Source organism: Pseudomonas oryzihabitans (assembly GCF_032027545.1).
GTDB lineage: Bacteria > Pseudomonadota > Gammaproteobacteria > Pseudomonadales > Pseudomonadaceae > Chryseomonas > Chryseomonas oryzihabitans_F.
In genome coordinates this window covers 161,771-186,597 of the sequence record NZ_JAVSJB010000001.1, presented here as the reverse complement: position 1 = coordinate 186,597, position 24,827 = coordinate 161,771, and the positions used below count along the sequence as shown (strand labels likewise).

23 protein-coding genes and 1 tRNA gene are annotated in these 24,827 nt (G+C 67.3%); 7 read left to right on the top strand and 17 right to left on the bottom strand.

Annotated elements, in window-relative coordinates:
- Positions 1–21: 21 nt before the first annotated feature.
- The 9 genes from ccmI to ccmA are packed head-to-tail and all read right to left on the bottom strand — an operon-like array spanning position 22 to position 6,801.
- Positions 22–1,209 carry a c-type cytochrome biogenesis protein CcmI gene (gene ccmI, locus RND78_RS00825; RefSeq protein WP_312725213.1) on the bottom strand — a complete coding sequence of 396 codons (1,188 nt, stop codon included), beginning with the start codon at positions 1,207–1,209 and terminating at the stop codon, positions 22–24.
- Complete coding sequence (locus RND78_RS00820) at positions 1,206–1,658, bottom strand: cytochrome c-type biogenesis protein (protein ID WP_312725211.1); 453 nt, start codon at positions 1,656–1,658, stop codon at positions 1,206–1,208. The genes ccmI and RND78_RS00820 overlap by 4 nt, the downstream gene beginning before the upstream one ends.
- On the bottom strand, positions 1,655–2,188 hold the full coding sequence (locus RND78_RS00815; RefSeq protein WP_312725210.1) for a DsbE family thiol:disulfide interchange protein: 534 nt from the start codon (positions 2,186–2,188) through the stop codon (positions 1,655–1,657). Before RND78_RS00815 ends, RND78_RS00820 begins: the two co-directional genes overlap by 4 nt.
- On the bottom strand, positions 2,188–4,149 hold the full coding sequence (locus RND78_RS00810; RefSeq protein WP_312725208.1) for a heme lyase CcmF/NrfE family subunit: 1,962 nt from the start codon (positions 4,147–4,149) through the stop codon (positions 2,188–2,190). The genes RND78_RS00815 and RND78_RS00810 overlap by 1 nt, the downstream gene beginning before the upstream one ends.
- On the bottom strand, positions 4,146–4,601 hold the full coding sequence (gene ccmE / locus RND78_RS00805) for a cytochrome c maturation protein CcmE (protein ID WP_312725206.1): 456 nt from the start codon (positions 4,599–4,601) through the stop codon (positions 4,146–4,148). Before ccmE ends, RND78_RS00810 begins: the two co-directional genes overlap by 4 nt.
- Positions 4,598–4,774, bottom strand: coding sequence for a heme exporter protein CcmD (gene ccmD, locus RND78_RS00800; RefSeq protein ID WP_312725204.1), 177 nt, complete (start codon positions 4,772–4,774; stop codon positions 4,598–4,600). Before ccmD ends, ccmE begins: the two co-directional genes overlap by 4 nt.
- The gene (locus tag RND78_RS00795) at positions 4,771–5,517 is read right to left on the bottom strand and encodes a heme ABC transporter permease (RefSeq protein ID WP_312725203.1); all 747 of its coding nucleotides are present in this window, start codon (positions 5,515–5,517) and stop codon (positions 4,771–4,773) included. The genes ccmD and RND78_RS00795 overlap by 4 nt, the downstream gene beginning before the upstream one ends.
- A gap of 10 nt (positions 5,518–5,527) precedes the next feature.
- On the bottom strand, positions 5,528–6,199 hold the full coding sequence (gene ccmB, locus RND78_RS00790) for a heme exporter protein CcmB (RefSeq protein ID WP_312725202.1): 672 nt from the start codon (positions 6,197–6,199) through the stop codon (positions 5,528–5,530).
- Positions 6,196–6,801: a cytochrome c biogenesis heme-transporting ATPase CcmA gene (gene ccmA / locus RND78_RS00785; protein WP_312725201.1), complete on the bottom strand. Its 606-nt coding sequence runs from the start codon at positions 6,799–6,801 to the stop codon at positions 6,196–6,198. Before ccmA ends, ccmB begins: the two co-directional genes overlap by 4 nt.
- A 121-nt stretch (positions 6,802–6,922) precedes the next feature.
- On the opposite strand from ccmA, the gene RND78_RS00780 reads away from it, so the two are divergent.
- Positions 6,923–8,500 (top strand): flagellar hook-length control protein FliK, encoded by a 1,578-nt coding sequence (locus tag RND78_RS00780; protein ID WP_312725199.1) that lies wholly within the window; start codon positions 6,923–6,925, stop codon positions 8,498–8,500.
- Entirely contained in the window at positions 8,497–8,811 is a 315-nt protein-coding gene (locus RND78_RS00775; RefSeq protein WP_312725198.1) for an EscU/YscU/HrcU family type III secretion system export apparatus switch protein, read from the top strand. The genes RND78_RS00780 and RND78_RS00775 overlap by 4 nt, the downstream gene beginning before the upstream one ends.
- 149 nt (positions 8,812–8,960) lie before the next feature.
- Here the strand turns inward: RND78_RS00775 and mazG are convergent, their stop codons facing one another.
- The 5 genes from mazG to RND78_RS00750 all read right to left on the bottom strand — a co-directional run bounded on the left by mazG (position 8,961) and on the right by RND78_RS00750 (position 15,401).
- Positions 8,961–9,806: a nucleoside triphosphate pyrophosphohydrolase gene (gene mazG, locus RND78_RS00770; RefSeq protein WP_312725197.1), complete on the bottom strand. Its 846-nt coding sequence runs from the start codon at positions 9,804–9,806 to the stop codon at positions 8,961–8,963.
- Positions 9,807–9,876: 70 nt separating this feature from the next.
- Complete coding sequence (gene relA / locus RND78_RS00765) at positions 9,877–12,117, bottom strand: GTP diphosphokinase (protein ID WP_312725195.1); 2,241 nt, start codon at positions 12,115–12,117, stop codon at positions 9,877–9,879.
- A gap of 62 nt (positions 12,118–12,179) precedes the next feature.
- On the bottom strand, positions 12,180–13,544 hold the full coding sequence (gene rlmD / locus RND78_RS00760; RefSeq protein ID WP_312725194.1) for a 23S rRNA (uracil(1939)-C(5))-methyltransferase RlmD: 1,365 nt from the start codon (positions 13,542–13,544) through the stop codon (positions 12,180–12,182).
- Positions 13,531–14,430: a cysteine synthase CysM gene (cysM, locus tag RND78_RS00755; protein ID WP_312725193.1), complete on the bottom strand. Its 900-nt coding sequence runs from the start codon at positions 14,428–14,430 to the stop codon at positions 13,531–13,533. The genes rlmD and cysM overlap by 14 nt, the downstream gene beginning before the upstream one ends.
- 80 nt (positions 14,431–14,510) lie before the next feature.
- Complete coding sequence (locus tag RND78_RS00750; RefSeq protein ID WP_312725192.1) at positions 14,511–15,401, bottom strand: alpha/beta hydrolase; 891 nt, start codon at positions 15,399–15,401, stop codon at positions 14,511–14,513.
- Between the two features lie 209 nt (positions 15,402–15,610).
- Here RND78_RS00750 and RND78_RS00745 point away from each other — a divergent pair, with 209 nt between their 5' ends.
- On the top strand, positions 15,611–18,379 hold the full coding sequence (locus RND78_RS00745) for a response regulator (RefSeq protein WP_312725191.1): 2,769 nt from the start codon (positions 15,611–15,613) through the stop codon (positions 18,377–18,379).
- A 5-nt stretch (positions 18,380–18,384) separates the two neighbouring features.
- On the opposite strand, the gene dinB is transcribed toward RND78_RS00745, so the two are convergent.
- The 3 genes from dinB to RND78_RS00730 form a co-directional block, all read right to left on the bottom strand.
- Positions 18,385–19,482 carry a DNA polymerase IV gene (dinB, locus tag RND78_RS00740; protein ID WP_312725190.1) on the bottom strand — a complete coding sequence of 366 codons (1,098 nt, stop codon included), beginning with the start codon at positions 19,480–19,482 and terminating at the stop codon, positions 18,385–18,387.
- A 92-nt stretch (positions 19,483–19,574) separates the two neighbouring features.
- Entirely contained in the window at positions 19,575–19,808 is a 234-nt protein-coding gene (locus tag RND78_RS00735; protein ID WP_312725189.1) for a hypothetical protein, read from the bottom strand.
- Between the two features lie 33 nt (positions 19,809–19,841).
- Positions 19,842–20,159 carry a hypothetical protein gene (locus tag RND78_RS00730; protein ID WP_312725188.1) on the bottom strand — a complete coding sequence of 106 codons (318 nt, stop codon included), beginning with the start codon at positions 20,157–20,159 and terminating at the stop codon, positions 19,842–19,844.
- Between the two features lie 172 nt (positions 20,160–20,331).
- Here RND78_RS00730 and RND78_RS00725 point away from each other — a divergent pair, with 172 nt between their 5' ends.
- From RND78_RS00725 to RND78_RS00710, 4 genes are all read left to right on the top strand, one after another.
- Positions 20,332–20,478, top strand: a complete 147-nt coding sequence (locus RND78_RS00725) for a hypothetical protein (protein ID WP_312725187.1) — start codon at positions 20,332–20,334, stop codon at positions 20,476–20,478.
- A 90-nt stretch (positions 20,479–20,568) separates the two neighbouring features.
- Positions 20,569–20,645, top strand: a tRNA-Met gene (locus RND78_RS00720).
- Positions 20,646–20,839: 194 nt separating this feature from the next.
- Positions 20,840–23,497, top strand: a complete 2,658-nt coding sequence (gene mprF, locus RND78_RS00715; RefSeq protein WP_312725186.1) for a bifunctional lysylphosphatidylglycerol flippase/synthetase MprF — start codon at positions 20,840–20,842, stop codon at positions 23,495–23,497.
- Positions 23,498–23,504: 7 nt separating this feature from the next.
- Positions 23,505–24,779, top strand: a complete 1,275-nt coding sequence (locus RND78_RS00710) for an AcvB/VirJ family lysyl-phosphatidylglycerol hydrolase (RefSeq protein ID WP_312725185.1) — start codon at positions 23,505–23,507, stop codon at positions 24,777–24,779.
- The last annotated feature ends 48 nt before the right edge of the window (positions 24,780–24,827 follow it).

Here is a 24,827-nt window from a genome sequence, read left to right as displayed (position 1 = left end):
GTCCTAGGTGGTGGTGCTGGATCATTGCGTGAGGGTGTCCCCCTCTACCACGCGTAGTCGACCGACTGTGTCGGTCGGCAGGTCCAGCGGCTCGCCCGCGTGCCGCCAGTCGCCCTTCAGCGGATCGCCATTACGCGCGATGACCACCACCGGGCGTATCCGGCGCTGATCCGACAGCCGGCGCTGGGGCAGCATGGCGTCGCCATCGTCGAGCCGCACCCGCACCGGCAGGTCGGCTACCCTCAGGCGGCGGACCGCCAGGGGCGGACCGGGCTGGTCGACCGCCAGGGCCAGCACGAAGACGCTGTCTTCAGGTTTCACCCGGCGCGCCACCTCCGGCGCCAGACTGACCTCCACGGCGAATCCGGAGGTAGCTACGCCTTGCCCCGCCGCCTGTGCTGACCGCTCGGCCCGGGCGATGCCCTCGGCCAGGGCCTGGCGCAGCGGGTCCGCCGGATCGAGACCGGCGCTCAGCCGGCGCCAATAGGCGGCCGCCTGGGGGTAGTCGCCACGCTCGTAGGCAGCGATACCCAGCAGCCCCAGGGTGGTGGGCTCGCCGGGATTGGCCTGCAGCGCCTCGTCGGCCAGCGCCTGGGTCTGGGCGTCCAGGGTGCGGCCCGCGGCGAAGAAGCGCGCCTGGGCCAGTTGACCCAGGACTTCCGGGCGCCGCCCATCGAGCTGGAGCACTCGCTCGAAGGCGCTCACCGCCGCGGCATAGCGCCCCAGCCCGGCATAGGCGCGGGCGAGCAGGTACCAGTTGTCGGCGGCCTGGGGTTGCCGGCGGGTGGCCTCTTCCAGATTGGCCAGCAGCGCCTGGGGTGACCCTGCCGGTTCGGCGAGTCGCTGGCTGAGTTGCAGCGCTGGCAAGGCGCCGAGCCATAGATAGAGCCCCAGGGCCAGGGCGGGCACCGCGAGGGCGGCGGCGATGCCGAGCCGCCGCCCGTGAAGGGAAGCCGGCCGCTCATCGACTGGGCTGTCGGCTAGCAGACTTCGCGCCGCTTCCGCCTCGGCGCCCGCCAGGTCCTCGGCATCCAGCTCGCCCTGACCGGCGCGCAGCCGTGCGTCCGCCAGGCGCTCCCGGTAGAGCGCGCGATTGATCGCCTCGCGCTGATCTCCCGCCGCCCGTCCACCTCGCAGCAGCGGCACCAGCAGGATCAGCGCCGCCAGGATCGCCAGCAGCCCGGCCAGGCCCCAGAAGGTCAGGGTCATGGCGCCTCCTCCGGCTGCAGCGCGGCCAGCCGCTCGCGTTCGGCGGCGCTGAGCGCCGGTTCCACGCGACGCCGGCGGGTCAGCACCAGCAGCACCCCGGCGCCGCCCAGCAGCCCCAGCCCCGGTAGGGTCCAGAGCAGCAAGGTGCGCCCTTCGAAAGGCGGGCGATAGCGGATGAACTCGCCATAGCGCTGTTCCAGGTAGGCGATGATCTGCTCATCGCTCTGTCCGGCTGCCATCAGCCGCCGGATCTCCCGGCGCAGATCGCCGGCGATGGGCGCGTTGGAATCCGCCAGGTCCTGGTTCTGGCACTTGGGGCAGCGCAGTTCGCGGGTCAGGGCCTGGAAACGCAGCCGTTCGGCCTCGTCGCGAAAGCCATAGGTGTCGATGGCGGCACTGGCCAGGGCCGACCAGGCCAACAGCAGGATCGCCAGCAGCCTGTCCCTCATGGTGCGCTCACCAGGGCGCGATAGCGCGGTCCGAGTTCCTCGTCCCAGAGGCGCTGGTCGATCACGCCGACGTGGCGATAGCGCACCACGCCCTGGGCATCGACCAGGAAGGTTTCCGGGGCGCCATAGACCCCCAGGTCGAGTCCCAGCCGCCCCTCGTCGTCGCGGATATCGAGCTGATAGGGATCGTGAAATTCCGCCAGCCAGCGTCGGGCACTGGCGTTGTCGTCCTTGTAGTTGATGCCGTGGATCACCACGCCCTGGGCCTTGAGTCGATTCAGCACGGGATGCTCCTCGCGGCAGGCCACGCACCAGGTACCCCAGACGTTGACCAGCGCCGGGCGGCCGAGCAGGTCCTGGCGACCGAACTGGCGCTCGTCCTGCACGCCCGGCAACGAAAAGCTCGGAAACGGCTGGCCGACCAGCGCCGAGGGCAAGGCCTGGGGATCACGATAGAGGCCGCGATAGAGAAATCCGGCCAGCAGCAAGAAGGCCAACAGCGGCAGGCAGAGCAGCAGGCGACGACGCATCAGGAAGACTCCGCAGGGGCAGGGATGGGCGCCGCCCGCCGTCGCCGGTAGCGCGGATCGGCCAGCGCCAGCAGGCCACCCAGGGCGGTGAGCAGCCCACCGAGCCAGATCAGCCGGACGAAGGGCTTGATCTGCAGGCGCACCGCCCAGGCGCCCTCCCCCAGGGGTTCGCCCAGGGCGACGTAGAGATCGCGGGTCAGGCCGGCATCGATGGCGGCTTCGGTCATGACCGCGCCGCCAGCCAGGTAGCGGCGCTTTTCCGGCGTCAACAGCGCCACCACGCGGCCCTCGCGCTCTACCTGCAGCAGGGCGCGCTCGGCACTGAAGTTCGGTCCCTCGTAGTGCTGGGTGCCAGCGAAGCCGAAGCGATAGCCACCGAGTTCCACGTGCTCGCCCGGCGCCAGGCGCAGGTCGCGCTGCACGTCCAGCTGGCTGGCCAGTACCACGCCCAGGGCGAGGACGGCCAGGCCCAGGTGCGCCAGCTGCATGCCCCAGTAGCTGCGCGGTTGGCTGCGCAGGCCGCGGCGCCAGCCCAGCGCCACCACCTTGCCCAGCATATCGCGCAGCGCGGTCAGCACGACCCAGGCCGCCAGCGCCAGCACCACCAGGATGGATGCTCTCGGCTGCTCCAGCCACGAGGCGGCGATGCCTGCCAGGGCGGCGCAGGCGAGCAGGATGGGCGCCAGCAGCCGTGCCAGCCAGCGGCCCGGACTCTGTTTCCAACGCACCAGCACGCCCACGCCCAGGGCCAGCATCAGCAGCGCCATCAAGGGAACGAACAGCAGATCGAAGTACGGCGGCCCGACCGACAGCTTGGCGCCGGTGAGGCTGTCGATGATCAGGGGGTAGAGGGTGCCCAGCAGTACCATCGCCGCGGCCGTCACCAGGATGAGGTTGTTGATCAGCAGCAACGCCTCGCGCGACGCCAGGCCAAAGGTCGCCGATCCGCTGAGGGCCGGCGCGCGCCAGGCGAACAACGTCAGGGAGCCGCCCACCACCAACAGCAGGAAGGCCAGGATGAACACCCCGCGGGTCGGATCGCTGGCGAAGGCATGCACCGAGGTCAGCACGCCCGAGCGTACCAGGAAGGTCCCCAGCAGGCTGAGCGAGAAGGCGGCGATGGCCAGCAGCACCGTCCAGCCCTTGAACAGGCCACGCTTCTCCGTCACCGCCAGGGAATGCAGCAGCGCCGTGCCCACCAGCCAGGGCATGAAGGAGGCGTTTTCCACCGGGTCCCAGAACCACCAACCGCCCCAGCCCAGCTCGTAGTAGGCCCACCAGGAACCGAGCACGATGCCGCAGCCGAGGAAGGCCCAGGCCACCAGCGTCCAGGGCCGTGCCCAGCGTGCCCAGGCGGCGTCCAGGCGCCCTTCCAGCAGCGCCGCCAGGGCGAAGGCGAAGGCCACCGAGAAGCCGACGTAGCCCATGTAGAGCATGGGCGGATGCAGGATGAGCCCGGGGTCCTGCAGCAGCGGATTGAGGTCGTTGCCGTCGCGCGGAAATTGCGGCAGCAGCCGCGCGAAGGGATTGGAGGTGGCGACCAGGAAGGTCAGGAAACCCAGGGCCACCAGCCCGAGGATGCCCAGTACCCGGGCCAGCAGGGCCTGGGGCAACTGCCGCGAACAGACCGCCACCGCCAGGCTCCAGGCCGACAGCGTCAACGCCCAGAGCAGCAAGGACCCCTCATGGGCGCCCCAGCTGGCGCTGATCTTGTAGTACCAGGGCAGGCGACTGTTGGAGTTGGCCGCCACATAGGCCACCGAGAAGTCGTCCTGCAGGAAGGCCCAGACCAGCGCGGCGAAGGCCAGCGCCAGGAACAGGCACTGGCCGAAGGCGGCCGGGCGCGCCAGGCGCATCCAGTCGAGCTGGCCCCGCCAGGCGCCGAGCAGCGGCACGGTACCTTGCACCAGCGCCATGGCCAGTGCCAGCAGCAGGCACAGCTGGCCGAGTTCGGGAATCATGGCGCCGGCCTCGCGCCATCCAGCGGCCGACCGGCCTGGCGCAGCGCCTGGCTCACCTCGGGTGGCATGTATTTCTCGTCGTGCTTGGCGAGGATCTGGTCGGCGACCAGCCGGCCCTGGTCGTCGAGCCGGCCCAGGGCGACCACGCCCTGCCCCTCGCGGAACAGATCCGGCAGGATGCCGGCGTAGCTGACCCGCACCTCACGCTGGAAATCGGTGATGACGAAGCTCACGGCGAGGGAATCCGCGGCGCGTACCAGACTACCCCGCTCCACCATGCCGCCGGCGCGGATGCGGGTGTCCCGCGGCGCCTCGCCCTGGGCGATCTGGCTCGGGGTATAGAAGAGGTTGATGTTCTGCTGCAGGGCGCTGAGGGCCAGCGCCGCAGCGCCCCCCACGCCGAGCAGCAGCACCAACACCCACAGCAGCCGACGACGGCGGACGGCATTCATGGTTGGCGCTCCCGCCGCCAGCGCTGACGCAGGTCGCGCTCCACCCGCCGGCGCGCCTGCCAGCCGTGCAGCAGCAGGCCCAGGAGGATCGCCAGGGTCAGGCCGAAGGCCGGCCAGACGTAGAGGCCATGACGTCCCATGCTCAGGGCCTGGACCCAGTCGATCCCGCTCATGGCCGCTCCTCGCCCACTGCCGCTCGTACCCAGCGACTGCGCCATTCGCGGCGCAGCAGTTCCAGGCGCATCCGCTGCAACAGCAACCCGGCAAACAGCAGGTAGAAGCCCAGCACCATGACCAGCAGCGGCAGCCACATGGCTGGCGGCATCGGCGGACGCTCCACCAGACTGAAGGTGGCCGGCTGGTGCAGGGTGCTCCACCACTCCACCGAATACTTGATGATCGGCAGATTCACCGAGCCTACCAGCGCCAGGAGGGCGCAGGCGCGGGCAGCGCTCTCCCGCGTGGCGATGGCCTGCCCCAGGGCGATGATGCCCAGGTAGAGGAACAGCAGCACCAGCATCGAGGTGAGCCGGGCGTCCCAGATCCACCAGGTGCCCCAGGTGGGGATGCCCCACAGCGATCCCGTGGCCAGGGCGATCACCGTCATCCAGGCTCCGAGCGGCGCGGCGGCACGCAGGGCGACGTCGGCCAGCTTGAGGCGCCAGACCAGACCGACGGCCCCGGCGATGGCCAGTAGGAGGTAACAGGACTGTGCCAGGAAGGCTGCCGGTACGTGTACATAGAGGATGCGAAAGCTGTCGCCTTGCTGGTAGTCCGGCGGCGCCAGGAACAGCCCCCAGACCAGGCCGACGGCCAGCAGCAGCCCGGCCAGGGCCAGGCAGGGTCCCTGCAGCCGGCCGGCCAGGCGATAGAAGATGGCGGGCGAGCCCAGGCGGTGCAGCCAGGTCCAGTTCATGGGATCCTCGTCATTGGGCGGCGCCGATGCGCAGGCCGGCAGCCACCGCCAGGGGCGCCAGGGTCAGAGCCAGCAGGGTGAAACAGCCCAGCCACAGCAGGTAGCCGGTAACCGGCAGGCCGCTGCGCGCGGCGTCCAGGCTGAGCGTGCCCAGGATCAGCACCGGAATCTGCAGCGGCAGGTTGAGCAGCGCCAGCAGCAGGCCGCCACGCGCCAGCCCCACGGTCAGGGCCGCGCCGATGGCGCCGATCAGCGTCAGGGCCAGGCTGCCCAGGGTCAGGGCCGCCAGCATCGCCGGCAAGGCCCCGGCAGGCAGGCCCAGCATCAGCCCCAGCAGTGGGGTCAGGGCTACCAGGGCGAGGCCGCTGAAACACCAGTGCACCAGCAGCTTGAGCAGCACCAGCAGCGCCAGGGGTTGGGGCGCCAGCAGCCAGAGTTCCAGGGAGCCGTCCTGCCAGTCGCTACGAAACAGTCCGTCCTGGCCGAGCAGCAAGGCCAGCAGCAGGGCGATCCACAGCAGGCCCGGCGCCAGCAGCGCCAGTTGCCGGCCGTCCGGTCCCAAGGCCAGGGGAAACAGGGTGACGATGAGGGCGTGAAAGGCCAGCGGAATGAGCCACTGCGCCGGCCGGCGACAGGCCAGGCGCCACTCCCGCCGAAGAACCGCCAGGCAGGCCGCGATCATCGACCACCATCCAACACCAGGCGGCGATGACCGGCGATGGGGGTTTGCAGCTCACGATGACTGGTCAGCACTACGGCGCCATCCGCGGCGCAATGCGCCTGCAGCCGGCACTCCAGAGCCGCGCAAGTCGCCGCGTCCAAGGCGGTGAAGGGTTCGTCCAGCAGCCATAGCCGCGGCGCTGCCGGCAGATAGAGGCGGGCCAGGGTCACCCGCCGCCGCTGTCCGGCCGACAACTGGCCACAGCGCTCGTCCGCCCACGCCTCCAGGCCCATGGCTGCCAGGGCGGCCAGGGCGTCAGCGCGCCTGAGCGCCTGCCGCAGACAGGCCAGCGACAGCAGATTTTCCAGGACGCTCAAGCCATCGGCGATGCCCGGCGCATGGCCCAGCCAGAGCAGGTCGGTCGCCGATGGGCGCTGGACCTGCCCTCCCTCGGCCGGCAGCAGGCCCGCCAGGATACGCAACAGGCTGGTCTTGCCGCTGCCGTTGACGCCACCGATCTGCAGCAGCTCGCCGGGCCGTACGCGCAGGTCGAGGCCGTCGAACAACAGGCGATCGCCCCGTTCGCAACGGAGCGCGACGGCGTCGAGCAGGGGCGGGTTCACGGCATGAGGTTCCAAGGGACTAAAGTCGGTCGGGTAGCGGCCGTTAACCCGGCACACACCCCTGAAGGCAAGCCTGCCATTATACATAGGCAGCACAGAGGCGACTTTTTCGGACCTGTCGATGACTTCCATCTCCGCGATCCCGCCCAGTACCGGCGTCACGCCCACCCTGCCCGTCCGGGCCGCGACGGCGCAGGCGTCCGATGCCGGCGCGCAGATCCTCCAGGCCCTGCAGTCCCTCGACGACCTCATCCCGCCCGGCACCACGGCCACCGCCGAGGTGCTGGCCACTCGCCCGGCCGGCCAGAATTTCCAGTTCCTGCTGCAACTGCAGCTCGCCCAGGGTGGCAGTGTGCTGCTCACCACCCAGAGTCCGACCAATAACCTGCCGGTCGGCAGCCAGTTGCTGGTGAGCACGCTGGGCTCCACGCAATTGGCCGTACTGCTGCAAAGCCTGGACGGCGAGGCGCCGCCCCCGCCGCTGCAGCAACTGGACCTGCGCCAGTTGCCGGTGGGTACCACCCTGCAATTGCGGGTGCTGAGCAGCCTGCTGCAACAGCCACCCGACGCGGCGCCCAGCTACGAGGTGCTTGCCAAGGCGCTCAGCTCCAGCCTCGAAGGTCGCCAGCTCAAGCTTGAGTCGCCCCGTCCTGTGCCGGTGGGCAGCCTACTCACCGTGGTGATCAAGGACAGCCAGGAAGTGGCGGTCATGCCCCTGGCGCAGCGCCTCGACCAGCTCGACATCGACCGCCAGCTGCAGAGCCAGGGCCAGCGCCAGTTGTCGATGAACGGCCTGCTGCAATGGCTGCAGGACGCCCTTCCCGAGCAGGAGCTGCCACCGGCCGTGGGTGCCGCGCTCAAGGCGCTGCTGGCCAATCTGGACGATACCGAGACCCTCACCACCCCCCAGGGCTGGGCCCGCGCCCTGGCTCGTAGTGGACTGCAGCTGGAACAGCAACTGCTGGACCGGACCGGGCCCGACGTCGGCGAAGACTTCAAGGCCAATCTGTTGCGCCTGGTAGACCGGCTGCTGGCCAGCGTGCCGGGCGATCCGCTGCGCAATCCCCAGGTGCTGGCCCAGACCGCCCAGCAGAACCTGCCCGATGCCCTGCGCCGCGCCCTGGGTGGCGCGGCTACCATCAGCCGCCAGCCCAGCGACCTGGATTTCCCCCTGGGCGAGCGCGATGGCCGCGGCCTGGCCGCTACCAACGCCGAACTCGACGAACTGCTGCAACTGGCCACCGGCGTCATCGCCCGGCTGCAGACCCACCAGCTCGCCAGCCTGGCGCAGACCCAGGTCTTGCCGGATGGCTACTACCTCTCCACCTGGCAGACCGAAATCCCCTGGCGCGATGGTGAGCGCCTGGGCGCGGTGCAGGTGCGCTTCCAGGAAGAACGCCCCCCGCCGGACGCCCGCGGTGAAGCCCGCGACAGCCTGTGGAAGGTGGAGCTGGCCTTCGACCTGGCACCCCTGGGTCCGCTGCAGGTCAAGGCCCAGCTCGCCAGTGGCCGCCTGTCCAGCGAGTTCTGGGCGGAAAAAGGCGCCACCGCGGCCCTGATCGACACCGAACTGCCCCATCTGCGCGAACGGCTGCTGGCCGCCGGCTTCGTGGTCGGCGACCTCAGTAGTCGCCAGGGCCGCCCCGCCCGTAATCCCCGTACCACCCTCGAACAACGCTGGATCGACGACACCGCATGAGCACGCCCGCCCCCCGCCAGGCCATCGCCCTCTCCTACGACGGCAGCAGCGCCCCGATCCTTTCGGCCAAGGGCGACGCCGAGCTGGCCGAACTCATCCTGGCCACCGCCCGCGAGCACGAGGTGCCCATCTACGAGAACGCCGACCTGGTGCGCATCCTGGCGCGCCTGGAACTGGGCGCGGAGATTCCCGAGGCGCTCTATCGCACCCTGGCCGAGATCATCGCCTTCGCCTGGCACCTCAAGGGCAAATGCCCGGCACACCTGGCCGACCAACCGTATCTGTCGCCGGGGTGGGAAAGGATGCCGTAGGGATCGGGTATCGTGGTCATGGCGGTCCGCCGATGCAGCCGCGCCTACGGGCTACAAATCGTCTTATCGCGGCCATGGGCCGCTCCTACAGTTACATCAAGCACCCGTAGGAGCGGCCCATGGCCACGATAAGACCCGCAAAAATCCACCTACTCCCGCCGCAACGAATTCCCCACATCACCCTTCTCTGCCATTTTGGCGGCATCCCAGAGCGCATCCATCTCTTCCAGGCTTGCCTCCTGGGGCGTGCGCCCCTGGGCCTTCAACGCGTCCTCAATGTAGCGGAAACGCCGCTCGAACTTGGCGTTGGCCTGGCGCAAGGCGTCCTCGGCATCCACGCGCAGGTGGCGCGCCAGGTTGACCATCACGAACAGCAGATCGCCCACCTCTTCCGCCACCTGGGCGGCCTGGCCGTTGGCCATGGCCTCGCGCACCTCGTCCAGTTCTTCCTGGATCTTGGCCACCACCGGCATCGCATCGGCCCAGTCGAAGCCGACGTTGGCGGCGCGCTTCTGCAGCTTGGCCGCGCGACTCAGGGCCGGTAGCGCCGCCGGTACGTCATCCAGCAGCGACAGTTGCTCGGGCGCCGCGGCCTTTTCCGCGCGCTCCTCGGCCTTGATCTCTTCCCAGCGTCGCTTGATGGTCGCTTCGTCGAGCCGTGGTAGGTCCAGCGGGCCATGCAGGTCGCCATCGGGAAAGACATGGGGATGGCGGCGCACCAGCTTGCGGGTGACGCCATCCACCACCTGGGCAAAGTCGAAATGGCCATCTTCCCGGCCCAGCTGGCTGTAATAGACGACCTGGAACAGCAGGTCGCCCAGCTCGTCGCGCACCTGGGGGAAGTCACGCTTGGCGATGGCGTCGGCGACCTCGTAGGCCTCTTCCAGGGTATGAGGCACGATGCTGGCGTAGTCCTGCTGCAGATCCCAGGGGCAACCGTGCTGGGGGTCGCGCAGTCGGGCCATGAGGTGCAGGAGGTCGTCGAGCTGGTACATGGGTGAAATCCTGTCGCGTAAAAAAGAGCGAGGCGCCCGGAGCGCCTCGTGAGGATCGTCGTCGCGCCACTCAGGCAGCGCGGTTACGACGGGCTTCTATGATGTTGGGCAGCTGGGAGATGCGCCCGAGCAGACGGCCGAGGGCGTCCAGACCGGGGATCTCGATGGTCAGCAGCATGTTGGCGGTGTTTTCCTCGCGATCGGAGCGGGTGTTCACCGCCAGCACGTTGATCCGCTCGTTGAGCAGGATCTGCGAGACGTCACGCAACAGGCCCGAGCGATCGAAGGCCTTGATCAGGATGTCGACCGGATAGGTCTGCACCGGCACCGGCCCCCAGCTCACCTGGATGGTCCGTTCCGGCTCGCGACTGGCCAGTTGCAGGGCGTTGGCGCAGTCCTGCCGATGGATGGTCACGCCACGACCGAGGGTGATGTAGCCGACGATGGGATCGCCCGGCAGCGGCTGGCAGCAGCCGGCGATCTGGGTCAGCAGGTTGCCCACGCCCTGGATCTGCACATCGCCGCGCTTGCCCGGCTTGTTGGTAGGCTTGCGGGGAATGAGGTCTAGGGTGTCGTTGCCCTTGTCCGGCTCCACCAGTTGCTGGGCCGCGTGCATCACGTGGGCCAGGCGCAGGTCACCCGCGCCGAGGGCCGCCAGCATGTCCTCGGCGCCCTTGTAGTTGACCTTCTCGGCCAACTTGTCGAAGTCCACCGGCGGCAGCGCCAGGCGACCCAGCTCGCGCTCGATCATGGCCTTGCCGGCGGCGACGTTCTGGTCGCGCGCCTGGAACTTGAACCAGTGGACGATCTTGGCTCGCGCCCGGGAGGTGTTGACGTAGCCCAGATTGGGGTTGAGCCAATCGCGGCTGGGCGAACCCTGTTTGCCGGTGATGATCTCCACCTGTTCGCCAGTCTGCAGCTGGTAGTTCAACGGCACGATACGGCCGTTGATCTTGGCCCCCCGGCAGTTGTGGCCGATCTCGGTGTGCACACGATAGGCGAAGTCCAGCGGCGTCGCGCCCTTGGGCAGGTCGATGGCGTGGCCGTCGGGGGTGAAGACGTAGACCCGATCCGGCTCGATATCGACCCGCAGCTGATCGGCCAGGCCGCCGATGTCGCCCAGCTCCTCGTGCCATTCCAGCACCTGGCGCAGCCAGGAGATCTTCTCTTCGTAATGGTTGGACGCCGACTTGACGTCGGTACCCTTGTAGCGCCAGTGGGCGCAGACCCCCAGCTCGGCCTCTTCGTGCATGGCATGGGTGCGGATCTGCACCTCCAGCACCTTGCCCTCCGGGCCGATCACCGCGGTGTGCAGGGAACGGTAGCCATTCTCCTTTGGATTGGCAATATAGTCGTCGAACTCGCGGGGAATGTGCCGCCAGAGGGTATGCACGATCCCCAGCGCGGTATAGCAGTCGCGTACCTCGGGAACCAATACCCGCACGGCACGCACGTCGTAGATCTGGCTGAATTCCAGCCCCTTGCGCTGCATCTTCCGCCAGATGGAATAGATGTGCTTGGCCCGGCCGCTGATGTCGGACTTGATGCCGGTGGCGGTGAGCTCGTCGCGCAACTGCTGCATGACGTCGGCGATGTACTGTTCGCGATCCAGCCGCCGCTCGTGCAGCAGGGTGGCGATCTGCTTGTACTGCTGGGGCTCCAGGTAGCGGAAGGACAGATCCTCCAACTCCCACTTGATATGGCCGATGCCCAACCGATGGGCCAGGGGCGCATAGATGTCGGCCACCTCGCGGGCCACCCGGTTGCGGCGCTCCTCGGTGGCGTTCTTCACCGCACGGATGGCACAGGTACGCTCGGCCAGCTTGATCAGGGCGACGCGGACGTCGTCGACCATGGCCACCAGCATGCGCCTCAGGTTGTCGACCTGGGTCTGGCTGCCCAGCACCATGGACTTGCGCGGATTGAGGCTCTCGCTGATCGCCGCCATGCGCAGCACGCCTTCGATCAGCTTGGCCACCACCGGCCCGAAATGCTCGGCCGCGGATTCCAGCGTCGCCTTGCCCTCGCGTACCGCACGATAGACGATGGCGGCGATCAGGCTGTCCTGGTCCAGCTTGAGATCGGCGAGAATCTCGGCCATCTCCAGACCGGTGTGGAAACTGGAAGTCCCTTCGGCCCAGGTATGCTCGATCTGCCCCGAGTTCTCCTCCGCCGTGCGGGCGAAGCCGCAGGCATCCAGCAAGGCCTCGCGATCAAGATTCGGATCCACGCTCTGGATGTGATCCAGCCAGGCATGAAGGTTGATGCTGCCATCGACGTTGACTGGCTGATGCGCTCTGACCTGTACCATCTACCCCTTCCTCACGGCGCAGCGTTCTCGCCGGATTGGCTCGCATCGTTGGCGAACCGTCGTTAGCCGGGCATCCCGCCCGCTTCGAACAACACCATGGCTTCCACATGGGCGGTTTGCGGGAACATGTCGAGAATTCCCGCCCGTGTCATGCGATAGCCCTGCCGCACCAGTTCACCCGCGTCCCGCGCCAGGGTGGACGGATTGCAGGAGACATAGACCAGTCGCCGCACCTCCAGTCCCTTGAGCTGCCGGACGACCTCCAGCGCACCATCGCGCGGCGGGTCCAGCAGGGCCAACGAATGGGCGCCCACCTCGGTGGGCAGCGGGTTCGACAGGTCCACCTGTAGAAAGTGCGCGTTGCCGATGCCGTTGTCACGTGCATTTTGTATTGCCCGTGATGTCATCGCCGCCACCCCTTCGATCCCAGTCACCGCCGCAGCCTGGCGTGCCAGGGGTAGGGAGAAGTTGCCCAGGCCACAGAACAGGTCGAGCACCCGATCATCGGCACCCGGTGCGAGCCAGTCCAGCGCCTGGGCGATCATCGCGGCGTTGATGGGCGCGTTGACCTGGACGAAATCACCCGGCCGGTAGGCGAGCGTCAGCGCCCAGTCCGCCAGTTGGTAGCCCAGGGGGACGTCCGCCTGATCAGCCATGGGCTCGCCCTTGCCCTGCCACCAGAGCTGAACCTGCCCGGCTGCGCAGAAATCGCGCAAGCGGGCCTGGTCGCCGGGCAGCAAGGCCTGGGTATGGCGTACCAACAGTGCGGTCGCAGTGCCCTGGAACAACTCCACGTGACCGATGACCTGAGGCCGTTCCAGGCCACCCAGCAGCGTCGGCAACGCCCGCAGCAGGCGTTGCAGCTCGGGGACCAGCACCAGGCAGTCGTCCGGCGTGACGATGTCCTGGCTGGCTTCGGCGCGAAAGCCCACTTCCAACCGACCCTGCCGCTCGTCCCACCGCACGGCGACCCGGGCCCGACGGCGATAGCCGAATTCAGGACCGACCAGTGGCGCGGCCCAGGCCTGGGGCTGGGTACCGGCCAGGCGCTGGAACTGCTCCGCCAGTGCCTGCTGCTTGAGCGCCAGCTGGTCGCCATGGGGCAGATGCTGCAGGGTACAACCCCCACAGCGGTCGGCCACGCTGCAGGGCGGCATGCGCCGCAGCGGGCTGGCCTCCAGCACCTTGAGGGTACGGGCCTCCACTACCTGGCTACGGGCACCGAGCACCCGCGCCTCGATGCGCTCACCCGGCAAGGCGCCGGCGACGAACCAGGTCCGTCCACCCTCGTGGCCGATGCCGCGACCGTCGTTGGACAGCCGGTCGATACCCAGCACCTGGCGCTTGCCGGTCGGCACCGTGGCCGAGCGCGCCCCGCCAGCCGGCTGGAAGCGCAGCCCACCGCCGCCTCGCTTAGCGCGGGTCATAGACGCCGGTCGACAGATAGCGATCACCGCGGTCACAGATGATCGCCACGATCACCGCGTCGTCGACCTCCCGGGCGATGCGCAGGGCACCGGCCACCGAGCCGCCGGAAGACACGCCACAGAAGATGCCTTCTTCACGCGCCAGGCGGCGCATGGTGTCCTCGGCTTCCTGCTGGGACATATCGATGATGCGATCCACGCGGCTGGCGTCGTAGATCTTCGGCAGATAGGCCTCGGGCCATCGGCGGATGCCGGGGATGGCGGCACCCTCTTCCGGCTGCAGACCGATGATCTGCACCTTGGGATTCTGCTCCTTGAGGTAGCGCGAGGTCCCCATGATGGTCCCGGTGGTACCCATGGAGCTGACGAAATGGGTGATGCTGCCATGGGTCTGGCGCCAGATTTCCGGCCCGGTACCCAAGTAGTGGGCGATCGGATTGTCGCCATTGCCGAACTGGTCGAGCACCTTGCCGCGGCCCTCGGCCTGCATGCGGGTAGCCTGATCACGCGCGCCTTCCATGCCCTCTTCCTTGCTGACCAGGATCAGCTCGGCCCCATAGGCAGTCATGGCGGCCTTGCGCTCGGCACTGGAGTTGTCCGGCATGATCAGGATCATGCGGTAACCCATGATGGCAGCGGCCATGGCCAGGGCGATGCCGGTGTTGCCGGAGGTGGCCTCGATCAGCGTATCGCCGGGCTGGATGTCGCCGCGGGCCTCGGCCTGGCGGATCATCGACAGCGCCGGCCGGTCCTTCACCGAACCCGCCGGATTGTTGCCTTCCAGCTTGAGCAGCACGGTACTGCGGGTATCGCTGGCCAGGCGCTGCAGGCGCACCAGCGGCGTGTTGCCGATGCAATCGGCGATGGTGGGATAGTGCAGACTCATGGATCAGCTCGTTTCGCCAGGGGTGAAAGCCGTCCATGATACCCCCAAACCCGCGCCGACCCTACCCATGAGGCGCCAGGCTACGGCCTGGGCGCGGTCGCTCCGTCGCTGGCCACTTCCAGGGCCGCGGGCAGGCTGAGCGACAGGATGGCTTCCGGCCCCAGGTTGGGGCGCACCTGGGACGTCACCTGCAACCCCGGCAGACTCGCCAGGCGCTCGGCCAGCCGCTTGGGCGCCTCGGGCGCAACCTTGCGGGTCATATCCTCGCTGCCGGAAAACAGCCAGAGGTGCACTGGCCGGGCACCCCCCACGCCCTGGAACTCCTGCGCCCGCTTGAGGATGAGGCCCTGCTGCCAGCCGAAGGCCACGTCGCTCGCCACGTAGCGCTGGAACGCCTGCGGCTGCCTAAAAAGGGTATCGAGCACGAACAGCCCGCCATAGCCATGGCCCCACAGCGTCTGGCGATTGGGGTCCACCGGCACGCTTTGGGTCAACAATGGCTTGATGCGCTGCTCGATCAGCTCGAGGAAGGCGCGCGACCCGCCGGCTGGCCAGTCCTTGCGCACATCGTCGCGATTGCGCCCATTGCCCACCGCCGGGGTGTAGTCGTAGGTGCGCTCCTGGGTGGCGTCGGCCGCGTCGGCGTAGCCGATGGCCACCAGCGCTGGCGGATTCTTCAGTTTGTGGGGCGACAGCCAGACATCCTGCAACTGCGCCAGGGCGGCATCGCCGTCGAGCAAGAACAGCGCTGGATAGCCCATCATCGGCGCCGGTTGCTTGGGTATGCCGATATAGACCCGATAGCGGCGCTTGCCATCAGCCGAATCCAGCAGATGCGTCTCGAAGCTGTAGTACATCGAGCCCCGCTCCACCAGCGTGGTCTTGCGCGACTCCTGGGCCTGGACCTCCACGGTCCAGCCAGAACCCAGCGCCAGGGCGCCCATCAGCAGCAGACTGCAACTCTTCTTCAAAGGATCTCCTCGAACGAACCACGCCGGAGTGACCGGCAATCCCTACCAGACCACCTTCGGGAGTGATGGTTGTGCACCGCGGCCGCGCGCCGTGGCATTGTTCGCGAATTTTCGCGGATCAGCGTCAGCAGGGGTGCGACCCCTTTCGCAAAGACTCTCTTTACAGTTGGTAAAGGGGTTAGACTCGCCAATTTTCTGAGGGATGAGCCGTGCTGGACGAATTGGGACTCAAGGGGCGCATTCTGCTGCTGAGCGTCCTCCCCACCTGCTGCATGGCGGCCCTGCTGGGGGTCTATTTCAGCTGGGTTCAGTTGTCCGACATGCGCAGCCAGCTGATCGAGCACGGCCAGTTGGTCGCCCAACAGATGGCCCCCCTCATCGCACCGGCCATGCGCACCGGCGACAACGACCAGCTCAACCGCATCGCCCAACGCGCCCTCGATCAGGCCGACGTCCGCGCCATCAGCTTCCTGGATGCCGACGGCAACGTCCTGGCCCACGCCGGCCCCTCGATGACCCTCGAGCTGAGCGGCCGTGACTTCCAGACCATCAGCATGAGATCGGGGCTGGACATCACCCACTTCAACCTGCCGGTGCAGACCCACGACCTGCGCCTCACTCGCAGCGACGGCACTACCGCCACTCCCCAGACCCTGGGCTGGATCCAGCTCGAGCTCTCCCATCACGCCACCCTGCTGCGCGGCTATCGCAACCTGGTGGCCGGGCTGCTGCTGATCCTGCTGGGACTGGCCTTCACCGCCTTCGTCGCGGTACGCATGGGCCGCCGCATCAACCGCCCGCTGCAGGTGATTGCCCAAGGCGTCGGCCAGCTGCAGGAAGGCCGCCTGGAGACGCGCCTGCCCCTCCAGCTCGGCAGCCCCGAATTCGACGAACTGGCGACCGGCATCAATCGCATGGCCGAAGCCATGGAAAATGCCCAGTTCGAGATGCAGAACAACATCGACCAGGCCACCGAGGACGTCCGCCAGAACCTGGAAACCATCGAGATCCAGAACATCGAGCTGGACCTGGCGCGCAAGGCCGCCCTGGAGGCCAGCCGGATCAAGTCGGAATTCCTGGCCAACATGAGCCACGAGATCCGCACCCCGCTCAACGGCATCATCGGCTTCACCAACCTGATGCAGAAGAGCGAGCTGACCCCGCGCCAGCAGGACTACCTGAGCACCATCCAGAATTCCGCGGAAAGCCTGCTGGGCATCATCAACGAGATCCTCGACTTCTCGAAGATCGAGGCCGGCAAGCTGGTCCTGGAGAATCTGCCGTTCAACCTGCGCGACATGATCCAGGACACCCTGACCATCCTGGCGCCGTCCGCCCACGAAAAGCACCTGGAGCTGGTCTGCCTGGTCTATCGCGATACGCCGACCCACCTGGTGGGCGATCCGCAGCGCCTACGCCAGGTCCTCACCAACCTGGTGAGCAACGCCATCAAGTTCACCCACTCCGGCACCATCGCCGTGCGCGCCATGGTCGAGGAAGAGACCGACGACCACGCCCAGCTGCGCATCAGCGTCCAGGACACCGGCGTCGGCCTCGCCGAGGAAGATCGCCAGCTGCTGTTCCAGGCTTTCTCCCAGGCCGACAACTCCCTGACGCGCCAGGCGGGTGGCACCGGCCTCGGCCTGGTCATCTCCAAGCGCCTGATCGAGCAGATGGGCGGCGAGATCGGCCTGGAAAGCGTGCCGGGCGAAGGCTCGGAGTTCTGGATCACCCTCAATCTGCCCAAGGCCCACGGCAGCATCGACAGCCACAAGCGCATCGCCCTGGCCGGTCGCCGGGTCGGCCTGGTGGAACCCCACGCCCTCACCCGCCAGGCGCTGCAGCATCAACTGGAGGAATGCGGGCTGAGCGTGGAGCTGTTCGAGACCCTGGAACAGTTGAGCGAGGCCGTCGCCCACCCGGTGTCCGGCAAGCTGCCGGTCAGTCTCGCCGTCCTCGGCGTGAGTGCCCGCAGCATTCCGCCGGACCTGCTCACCGAACGCATCTGGGAGCTGGGCCGACTGGACTGCAACACCCTGGTCTACTGCCCCACCACCGACCAGGCGGTGTTCCATGCCTCTTTGCCGGACGTCCATTGCCAGTTGCATTCCAAGCCGGCCTGCAGCCGCAAGCTGGAACAGGCCGTGGCCGAATTGCTCAACCAACGCCCGCAGCGCAACGAGAGCGGTGGTCTGGGCATCACCGATCGCCCACCGCGCCTGCTCTGCGTCGACGACAACCCGGCCAACCTGCTGCTGGTGGAAACCCTGCTGACCGACCTCGGCGCCCAGGTCACCGCCGTCGACAGCGGCTATGCCGCGGTGGAAGCCGTACAGCAGGAACGCTTCGACCTGGTGTTCATGGACGTGCAGATGCCTGGCATGGACGGTCGCCAGGCCACCGAGGCGATCCGCGACTGGGAAGCCAGTGAAGGCGGCACCCCGGTGCCCATCGTCGCCCTCACCGCCCACGCCATGGCCAACGAGAAGCGTGCCCTGCTGCAGAGTGGCATGGACGACTACCTCACCAAGCCCATCAGCGACCGGCAACTGGCCCAGGTCATCCTCAAATGGACCGGCCTGCGCCTGCTGCACAGCTCGACACCCGAGGTGACCAGCCTCAGCAGCGGCGGCCAGGACATCTCCACCCTGCCGGTGATGGACCCGGACGAAGGCCTGCGCCTGGCGGCCAACAAGCCGGACCTGGCCAAGGACCTGCTGAGCATGCTGCTTGCCTCCCTGGCAGCGGATCGCCAGGCCATCCGCCAGGCCCGCGAGGATGGTGACCGCATCGCCCTGATCGAGCGCGTCCACCGCCTGCACGGCGCCACCCGCTATTGCGGCGTACCACAACTGCGCGCCGCCTGCCAGCACAGCGAAACCCTGCTCAAGCAGGGCGCGCCGACTTCCAGTCCGGCGCTGGAGGAACTGGACGCCGCCATCGTCAATCTATCCGCCCAGGCCAAGAGTCCGCTCTAGACGCCCTAGTCCTCGAACAGGCGCAGCTGCAGGGCGGCCTCGCGCAAATCCAGTAGGCGCACGCCCACGCCGAGCAGCCGCACCGGGCGGTTGCCACGACGATAGGCCTGCTCCAGCAAGCGGCGATAGCTGTCGAGGTCCCGCCCCGCGCCCTGCTGCTCCAGGGTGGTCTGGGTGAAGTCATGAAACTTGACCTTGATGAAGGGACGCTCCGGACGGTAGCGATCCGCCAGGCGCGTCAACCGCTCCTCGAGCTTGGCCAGCAGCTCCGGCAACTCCTTCGCGCAGGCCGCCGCATCGGGCAGGTCCTGATCGTAGGTACGCTCCACGCTGGCCGACTGCCGCTGGCTGTCCACCTTCACCTGGCGCTCGTCGATCCCGTGCGCCAGCGACCAGAGACGCTCGCCGAAGCCACCGAACTCGCGCAACAGGTCGAAGCGCGACCAGCTCTGCAGATCGCTGCACAGCACGATGCCGCGCCGCTTGAGCTTGTCCGCGGTGACCTTGCCCACACCGTGCAGCTTGGCTACCGGCAAGGCGGCGACGAAGTCGGCCACCTCGTGCGGCGCGATGACGAACAGCCCGTTGGGCTTCTTCCAGTCGCTGGCGATCTTGGCGAGGAACTTGTTGGGCGCGACCCCGGCGGACACCGTGATATTCAGCTCCTCCCACACGCGCCGGCGGATGTCACGGGCGATGAGGGTGGCGCTGCCGTTAAACAGCTCGCAATGGGTGACGTCCAGGTAGGCTTCGTCGAGCGACAGTGGCTCGATCAGCTCGGTGTAGTCCTGGAAGATGCCGTGGATCTGCCGCGATACCTCCTTGTAGACGTCGAAGCGCGGCTTGACGAAGACCAGGTCGGGACACAGCTTCTGTGCTTGGTGGGAGGACATGGCGGAGCGCACACCGAAGGCCCGCGCCTCGTAGTTGCAGGTGGCGACTACCCCACGTCGATCGGGCGTACCGCCGACCGCCAGCGGCTTGCCGCCCAGGCGCGGGTCGTCGCGCATCTCGATGGACGCATAGAAGCAGTCACAGTCGACATGGACGATCTTGCGCTGACGCCTGGGCGAGAGCTGAGCGGGGGAACTGTCCGGAGCCATGGTGAGAAATGCCGGGCCGGGCATGGCAGCTGATTATCCGTACAGTAAGCCAAGCCTGGGGGATTTTGTCCACGGCGGACGACGAAGCGAACTCAGCCGACATCCTGCAGCAAGCGCTGGCGATGCAGGACCTCTTCGCGCAGCTCGTCCACCAGCGCCTTGAGATCGTGGGCATGGTGCAACTGGTCGTAGTAAAGGTCGCGCTCGGCGATGATGCCATCCGGGGTGATGACCATCAGTCGTGCGAAATGCTCGCTTCGCTCGTGGAACTCGATCCGCCCCAGGCTGCGGAGATGATCGAGCAAGGTTTCCAGCAAGAGATTCATGATGGCCCCTTCGGACTGTCCTGGTCGAACCGCTCAGTCGCGCTGCCCATCGTCGAAGGGCGCATCCTCGTCGTGACCGGCGGCGATACGCTCATCCAGACGGTCCGCGCGCACGGGGCGGGCGGTCATATCCAGCAACTCCTGCGCCGCGACGCTGAGCGTCTTCATGTCATCGACGAGCAATTCGACTTTCTGTACGACCTGAAGTGCCATGTCGGCCGCACCGTTGGCACTGCTGCCCGTGAGCGCCAGGGAAAGGTTGCACAGGTGCGCGACGAGCGCCGCCACGTCCTGTTCCATCACGCGCATGATGCGCTGGTCCAGACAGCTCGATTCCAGGGAAGGGGTCATAGGGTTCTCCGTGCCACGGGCCAAGGTAGCACATGGCCACCACCCACCCCACTGGCCGCCCGGCAATTTGCTATCACCTTCTCACTTGGCATGCAGGTGGACTCTCATCGGTTTTCCGGACCCTTTCCCTCACCACCCGGTCGACTGAGGACGTACAACCAGGAGACCTCTCATGAAACGCCTTCTGCTCCTCAGCTCCACCCTGTTAATCGCCCTGGTGCTCGGCGGCTGCTTTAATCGTGACCAGTCGGACCAGCAGAACCGCTCCAGCGGCGAAAAGGCCTCGGTCCAGATGCAGAAAAGCGACGGCGACAAGTGACCTCGCCCCTTCCTTGCAAAATAACTCCTTGATGAATATTAAATTTTTCTTGACGATTTAATTTTCGGCCCTATACTGGGCCCCATCGGACGCGGGATGGAGCAGTCTGGTAGCTCGTCGGGCTCATAACCCGAAGGTCGTTGGTTCAAATCCAGCTCCCGCAACCAATTCCGAAAAAACCACTCTCTTGAGTGGTTTTTTTTTGCGCGGAATTTGACCGCGCTGTCAGAACACTCCGGTGCGAACTCTGTAGCCGGAACGGCTACAAAGATTGGAACAGAGCTTTTTTTACCTGTACAAGGCTTGGCAAACCGCGCGCGACCAGTAATCTGACGCGCGTTTCCCGTTCAGAGGAGTTTGCATGACTGCACCTGATCCAGCCAAAGAGGTCTCCTCGAAGCCGGCATCCCCTTCGGAGCATCCTGTTTCGCCGCCCCCTGCCCTGCCCTGGCGCCTTCTGGAAAAGCTGACTGCCTATCGGCAACCCATCGAATTGGGGGTCACCCTGGTGCTGTTCGCCTTGGCCCTGGTGGTCTGCTGGCACCTGCTGAGCAGCATCGATGGCGAGGCGCTGCACGATGCCCTGCGCGATATCCCGCATTCGGCGCTGATCGGTGCGCTGGTCGCCGCGGCCGCCGGCTTCACCATCCTGCTGGGCTACGAGTGGTCGGCCATGCGCTTCGCCGACGTCAAGCTGCCGGCCAAGACCTGGACCCTGGGCGGCTTCACGGCCTTCGCCATAGGCAACGCGGTCGGCCTGTCGATGCTGTCCGGCGGCTCGGTGCGCTATCGCCTCTATGCCCGCAAGGGGCTGAGTGCCCTGGAAGTGGCGCAGATGACGGTCTTCTCCAGCCTGGCGCTGGGCACCGCGCTGCCGCCCCTGGCCGCCATCGCCGCGCTCACCAACCTGGACGCCTCTACCCAGGCGTTGCGCGTGCCCGAGTCGGTGATCGTCACCGTGGCCGGGCTGATCCTGGCGGGCTACGCCGTGGGCATCCTCACCCTGCGCCGCTGGCGCGCACCGGAACAGCCCTGCGCCCACGCCCTGCACTTCCGCGTCGGCAAGCGCGCGCTGCGCCTGCCGACGCTGCGGCTGTCAGCCCTGCAGCTGGCCATCACCATCCTCGACGTCGTTGCCGCCTCGATGGTGCTCTATCTGCTGTTACCGACGGCGCCGCCCTTCGGCGCCTTCCTGCTGGTCTACCTGCTCGCCCTGGCCGCCGGTGTGCTCAGCCACGTACCGGGCGGCGTCGGCGTCTTCGAAGCCGTGCTGCTGGCGGCCTTCGCCAACGAACTGGGCGCCGCCCAGCTGGCCGCGGCGCTGGTGGTATATCGGCTGTTCTACGTCCTGCTGCCCTTCGTGATCGCCTGCCTGGTGCTGTTGTTCAGCGAAGGCCGGCGCCTGCTGTCGAACAGTCCGGCGGTGCGCGTGGCCTCGGGCCTCGCCGCGCCCATCCTGGCCATCCTGGTGTTTCTCTCTGGGGTGGTCCTGCTTTTTTCTGGGGTCACCCCTGAAATAGATACCCGCCTGGAAGGCATGGACTTCCTGCTTCCCCAGCGGTTGATCGATGCCTCCCACCTGGGCGCGAGCCTGATCGGCGTCGTCTGTCTATTGCTGGCGCAGGGATTGCGTCGGCGCCTGTCCGCGGCTTGGGCGGTGACCTTGATCCTGTTGTTGCTCGGCTCCCTGCTGTCTCTGTTGAAAGGTTTCGACTGGGAGGAAGCCTCGATCCTGGCGATGACGGCCGCACTGCTGGCCATCTTCCGCAAGTCCTTCTATCGGCGCAGCCGCTTGATGGAACAGCCCTTCTCGCCGCTGTACGTCACCGCCAGCATCTGCGTGGTGGCGGCCTCGGTCTGGCTGCTGCTGTTCGCCTACCAGGACGTTCCCTACGAGACGCGCCTGTGGTGGCAATTCGCCCTGGATGCCGATGCACCCCGCGGCCTTCGCGCCGCCCTGGGCAGCTCGGTCCTGCTGCTGATCATCGCCCTGGGCTGGCTGCTGCGTGCCGCTCCGCCGGCCATCGAGGCGCCCACCAGCGATGACCTGCAGCGCGCCTTCGACATCGTCCGCAAATCCAGCCAGCCGGATGGCGGCCTGGTGATGACCGGCGACAAGGCCCTGCTCTTCCACGAGAGCGACGCGGCCTTCCTGATGTACGGTCGTCGCGGCCGCAGCCTGATCGCCCTCTTCGATCCGATCGGTCGCTCCCAGCCACGCGCCGAGCTGATCTGGAAATTCCGCGACCTCTGCGACCTGCACCATGCCCGGCCGGTGTTCTACCAGGTCCGTGCCGAGAACCTGCCGTTCTACATGGACATCGGTCTCACCGCGCTCAAGCTCGGGGAAGAAGCACGGGTCGACCTGCATGCCTTCGACCTCGACAGCAAGGGCAAGAAGGACCTGAGATACACCTGGAATCGCGGCCAGCGCGACGGCCTCTCCATCGAGTTCCACGCGCCGGGCGAAGCGCCCCTCGACGAACTCAAGGCCATCTCCGACGTCTGGCTGGAAAGCAAGCAGGTGCGCGAGAAGGGCTTCTCCCTCGGCCGCTTCGATCCGGACTACCTGCGCCACTTCCGTATCGCCGTGGTGCGCTTCCAGGGCCGGGCCGTGGCCTTCGCCAACCTGCTGGAGACCGAGCGTACCGATCTCGCCAGCATCGACCTCATGCGGGTCACGGCGGACGCCCCCAAGCAGACCATGGAATTCCTCATGCTCGGGCTGATCCTGCACTTCAAGGCGGCGGGCTACGCGCGTTTCTCCCTCGGCATGGTGCCCCTGGCCGGCCTGCACCCGCGGCGCGGTGCCCCCATCACCCAACGCCTGGGCGCCATGGTGTTCAGACGCGGCGAACAGTTCTACAACTTCCAGGGACTGCGGCGCTTCAAGGACAAGTTCGATCCGGAGTGGGAGCCGCGCTACATGGCCGTGCCGGCAGGACTGGACCCACTGGTCGCCTTCGCCGACACTGCCGCCCTTATCGCCGGGGGTTATACCGGCCTGGTCAAACGTTGAGATCCCTATGCTGAAACGCGTACTCGCGGTACTGCTCGTCGTCCTGCTGATCGCCGTGGGCCTCGGCTGGTGGTGGCTCCATCGCTGGCCATCGGCGCCGGTGGTCAAGGTAGAGGCACAGCCGGATGGCCGCTTGCTGACCATGGCGGCGCCCAAGGGCGAACCCCATGCGCGGGTGGTCCTGGCCACCCCGCCCGAACTGCAGCTGGCGGACGCCGATCTGCTGAGCCTCGCCACCAACACCGGTGCCGAGATCGTCCAGTACGAGATCAAGGTGCTCAACAGCTGCCAGGCCCAGGCCGACGATTTCGCCAGCGCGGCCAAGGAGCTCAGCGGCGCTCCCACCTTCGTCGGTGGCATCGGCCCTGGCGCGGCCCGCGCCTGGCGCTGGCTGGCGACCCAGAGCGACGCCAAGGCCGCCGCCCTCAGCGTCGGCTTCAACCTGGATACCCTGGATTGCCCGGACGCCCTGCCGCCCAAGGCTCCGGCCGGCCAGTGGCACATCGCCTGGAACGACCATCCCACCGATGAGTCGGCCATCTTCGTGCGCCAGCAGAGCAATGCCGACCTCACCATCGCCGACTACGGTACCGCCCTGCCGGTGGTGCTGCGCGAGCAACTGAAGACGCGGCTGCTGGGCCAGCACAACGACATCCCGACCATCGAGATGCCGGCCGACCCGGACGTCAAGCCCGGTCACCCGGACGTCGTCACCATCTTCTACTCGGGTGACGGTGGCTGGCGCGACATCGACCGCCTCTCGGCCCAGGCCATGAACGAGGCCGGCTACCCGGTGGTGGGCGTCGATGCCCTGCGCTATTTCTGGCAGCACAAGAGCCCCGAACAGGTCGCCGCCGACCTTGCCAACCTGATGCAGCAATATCGCGAGAAATGGGGTGCCAAGCACTTCGTGCTGGCCGGCTACTCCTTCGGTGCCGACATTTTGCCGGCGGTCTACAATCGCCTGCCCAAGGCCGACCAGGACCAGATCTCGACCCTGCTGCTGCTGGCCTACAGCCGCAAGAGCAACTTCGAGATCGCCGTGGAAGGCTGGCTCGGCAAACCGGGCGACGAAGCCGATACCCTGCCCGAGGCCAAGCTCATTCCCGCTGCGAAGCTTTACTGCGTCTATGGCGCAGAAGAGAAGGACGAAAGCGGTTGCACCGAGTCTGGCATGGCGGGTGAGAAGCTGGAGCGCCCGGGTGGCCACCACTTCGACGAGAACTACGACAATCTCGCCGACTTCATGGTCAAGGCCATCGAAGCCCGTACGCCGCAATAGCGTGCAGCGTCCGGGCCTGAAGCCTGTTCAAAGGCTAGCGAGCTAGAG

What these genes read in the sequence shown, in the direction of transcription:
- ccmI (WP_312725213.1), bottom strand. Translation starts at nt 1,209, where the DNA reads ATGACCCTGACCTTCTGGGGCCTGGCCGGGCTGCTGGCGATCCTGGCG.
- RND78_RS00820 (WP_312725211.1), bottom strand. Translation starts at nt 1,658, where the DNA reads ATGAGGGACAGGCTGCTGGCGATCCTGCTGTTGGCCTGGTCGGCCCTG.
- RND78_RS00815 (WP_312725210.1), bottom strand. Translation starts at nt 2,188, where the DNA reads ATGCGTCGTCGCCTGCTGCTCTGCCTGCCGCTGTTGGCCTTCTTGCTG.
- RND78_RS00810 (WP_312725208.1), bottom strand. Translation starts at nt 4,149, where the DNA reads ATGATTCCCGAACTCGGCCAGCTGTGCCTGCTGCTGGCACTGGCCATG.
- ccmE (WP_312725206.1), bottom strand. Translation starts at nt 4,601, where the DNA reads ATGAATGCCGTCCGCCGTCGTCGGCTGCTGTGGGTGTTGGTGCTGCTG.
- ccmD (WP_312725204.1), bottom strand. Translation starts at nt 4,774, where the DNA reads ATGAGCGGGATCGACTGGGTCCAGGCCCTGAGCATGGGACGTCATGGC.
- RND78_RS00795 (WP_312725203.1), bottom strand. Translation starts at nt 5,517, where the DNA reads ATGAACTGGACCTGGCTGCACCGCCTGGGCTCGCCCGCCATCTTCTAT.
- ccmB (WP_312725202.1), bottom strand. Translation starts at nt 6,199, where the DNA reads ATGATCGCGGCCTGCCTGGCGGTTCTTCGGCGGGAGTGGCGCCTGGCC.
- RND78_RS00780 (WP_312725199.1), top strand. Translation starts at nt 6,923, where the DNA reads ATGACTTCCATCTCCGCGATCCCGCCCAGTACCGGCGTCACGCCCACC.
- RND78_RS00775 (WP_312725198.1), top strand. Translation starts at nt 8,497, where the DNA reads ATGAGCACGCCCGCCCCCCGCCAGGCCATCGCCCTCTCCTACGACGGC.
- mazG (WP_312725197.1), bottom strand. Translation starts at nt 9,806, where the DNA reads ATGTACCAGCTCGACGACCTCCTGCACCTCATGGCCCGACTGCGCGAC.
- relA (WP_312725195.1), bottom strand. Translation starts at nt 12,117, where the DNA reads ATGGTACAGGTCAGAGCGCATCAGCCAGTCAACGTCGATGGCAGCATC.
- rlmD (WP_312725194.1), bottom strand. Translation starts at nt 13,544, where the DNA reads ATGACCCGCGCTAAGCGAGGCGGCGGTGGGCTGCGCTTCCAGCCGGCT.
- cysM (WP_312725193.1), bottom strand. Translation starts at nt 14,430, where the DNA reads ATGAGTCTGCACTATCCCACCATCGCCGATTGCATCGGCAACACGCCG.
- dinB (WP_312725190.1), bottom strand. Translation starts at nt 19,482, where the DNA reads ATGGCTCCGGACAGTTCCCCCGCTCAGCTCTCGCCCAGGCGTCAGCGC.
- RND78_RS00735 (WP_312725189.1), bottom strand. Translation starts at nt 19,808, where the DNA reads ATGAATCTCTTGCTGGAAACCTTGCTCGATCATCTCCGCAGCCTGGGG.
- RND78_RS00730 (WP_312725188.1), bottom strand. Translation starts at nt 20,159, where the DNA reads ATGACCCCTTCCCTGGAATCGAGCTGTCTGGACCAGCGCATCATGCGC.
- RND78_RS00725 (WP_312725187.1), top strand. Translation starts at nt 20,332, where the DNA reads ATGAAACGCCTTCTGCTCCTCAGCTCCACCCTGTTAATCGCCCTGGTG.
- mprF (WP_312725186.1), top strand. Translation starts at nt 20,840, where the DNA reads ATGACTGCACCTGATCCAGCCAAAGAGGTCTCCTCGAAGCCGGCATCC.
- RND78_RS00710 (WP_312725185.1), top strand. Translation starts at nt 23,505, where the DNA reads ATGCTGAAACGCGTACTCGCGGTACTGCTCGTCGTCCTGCTGATCGCC.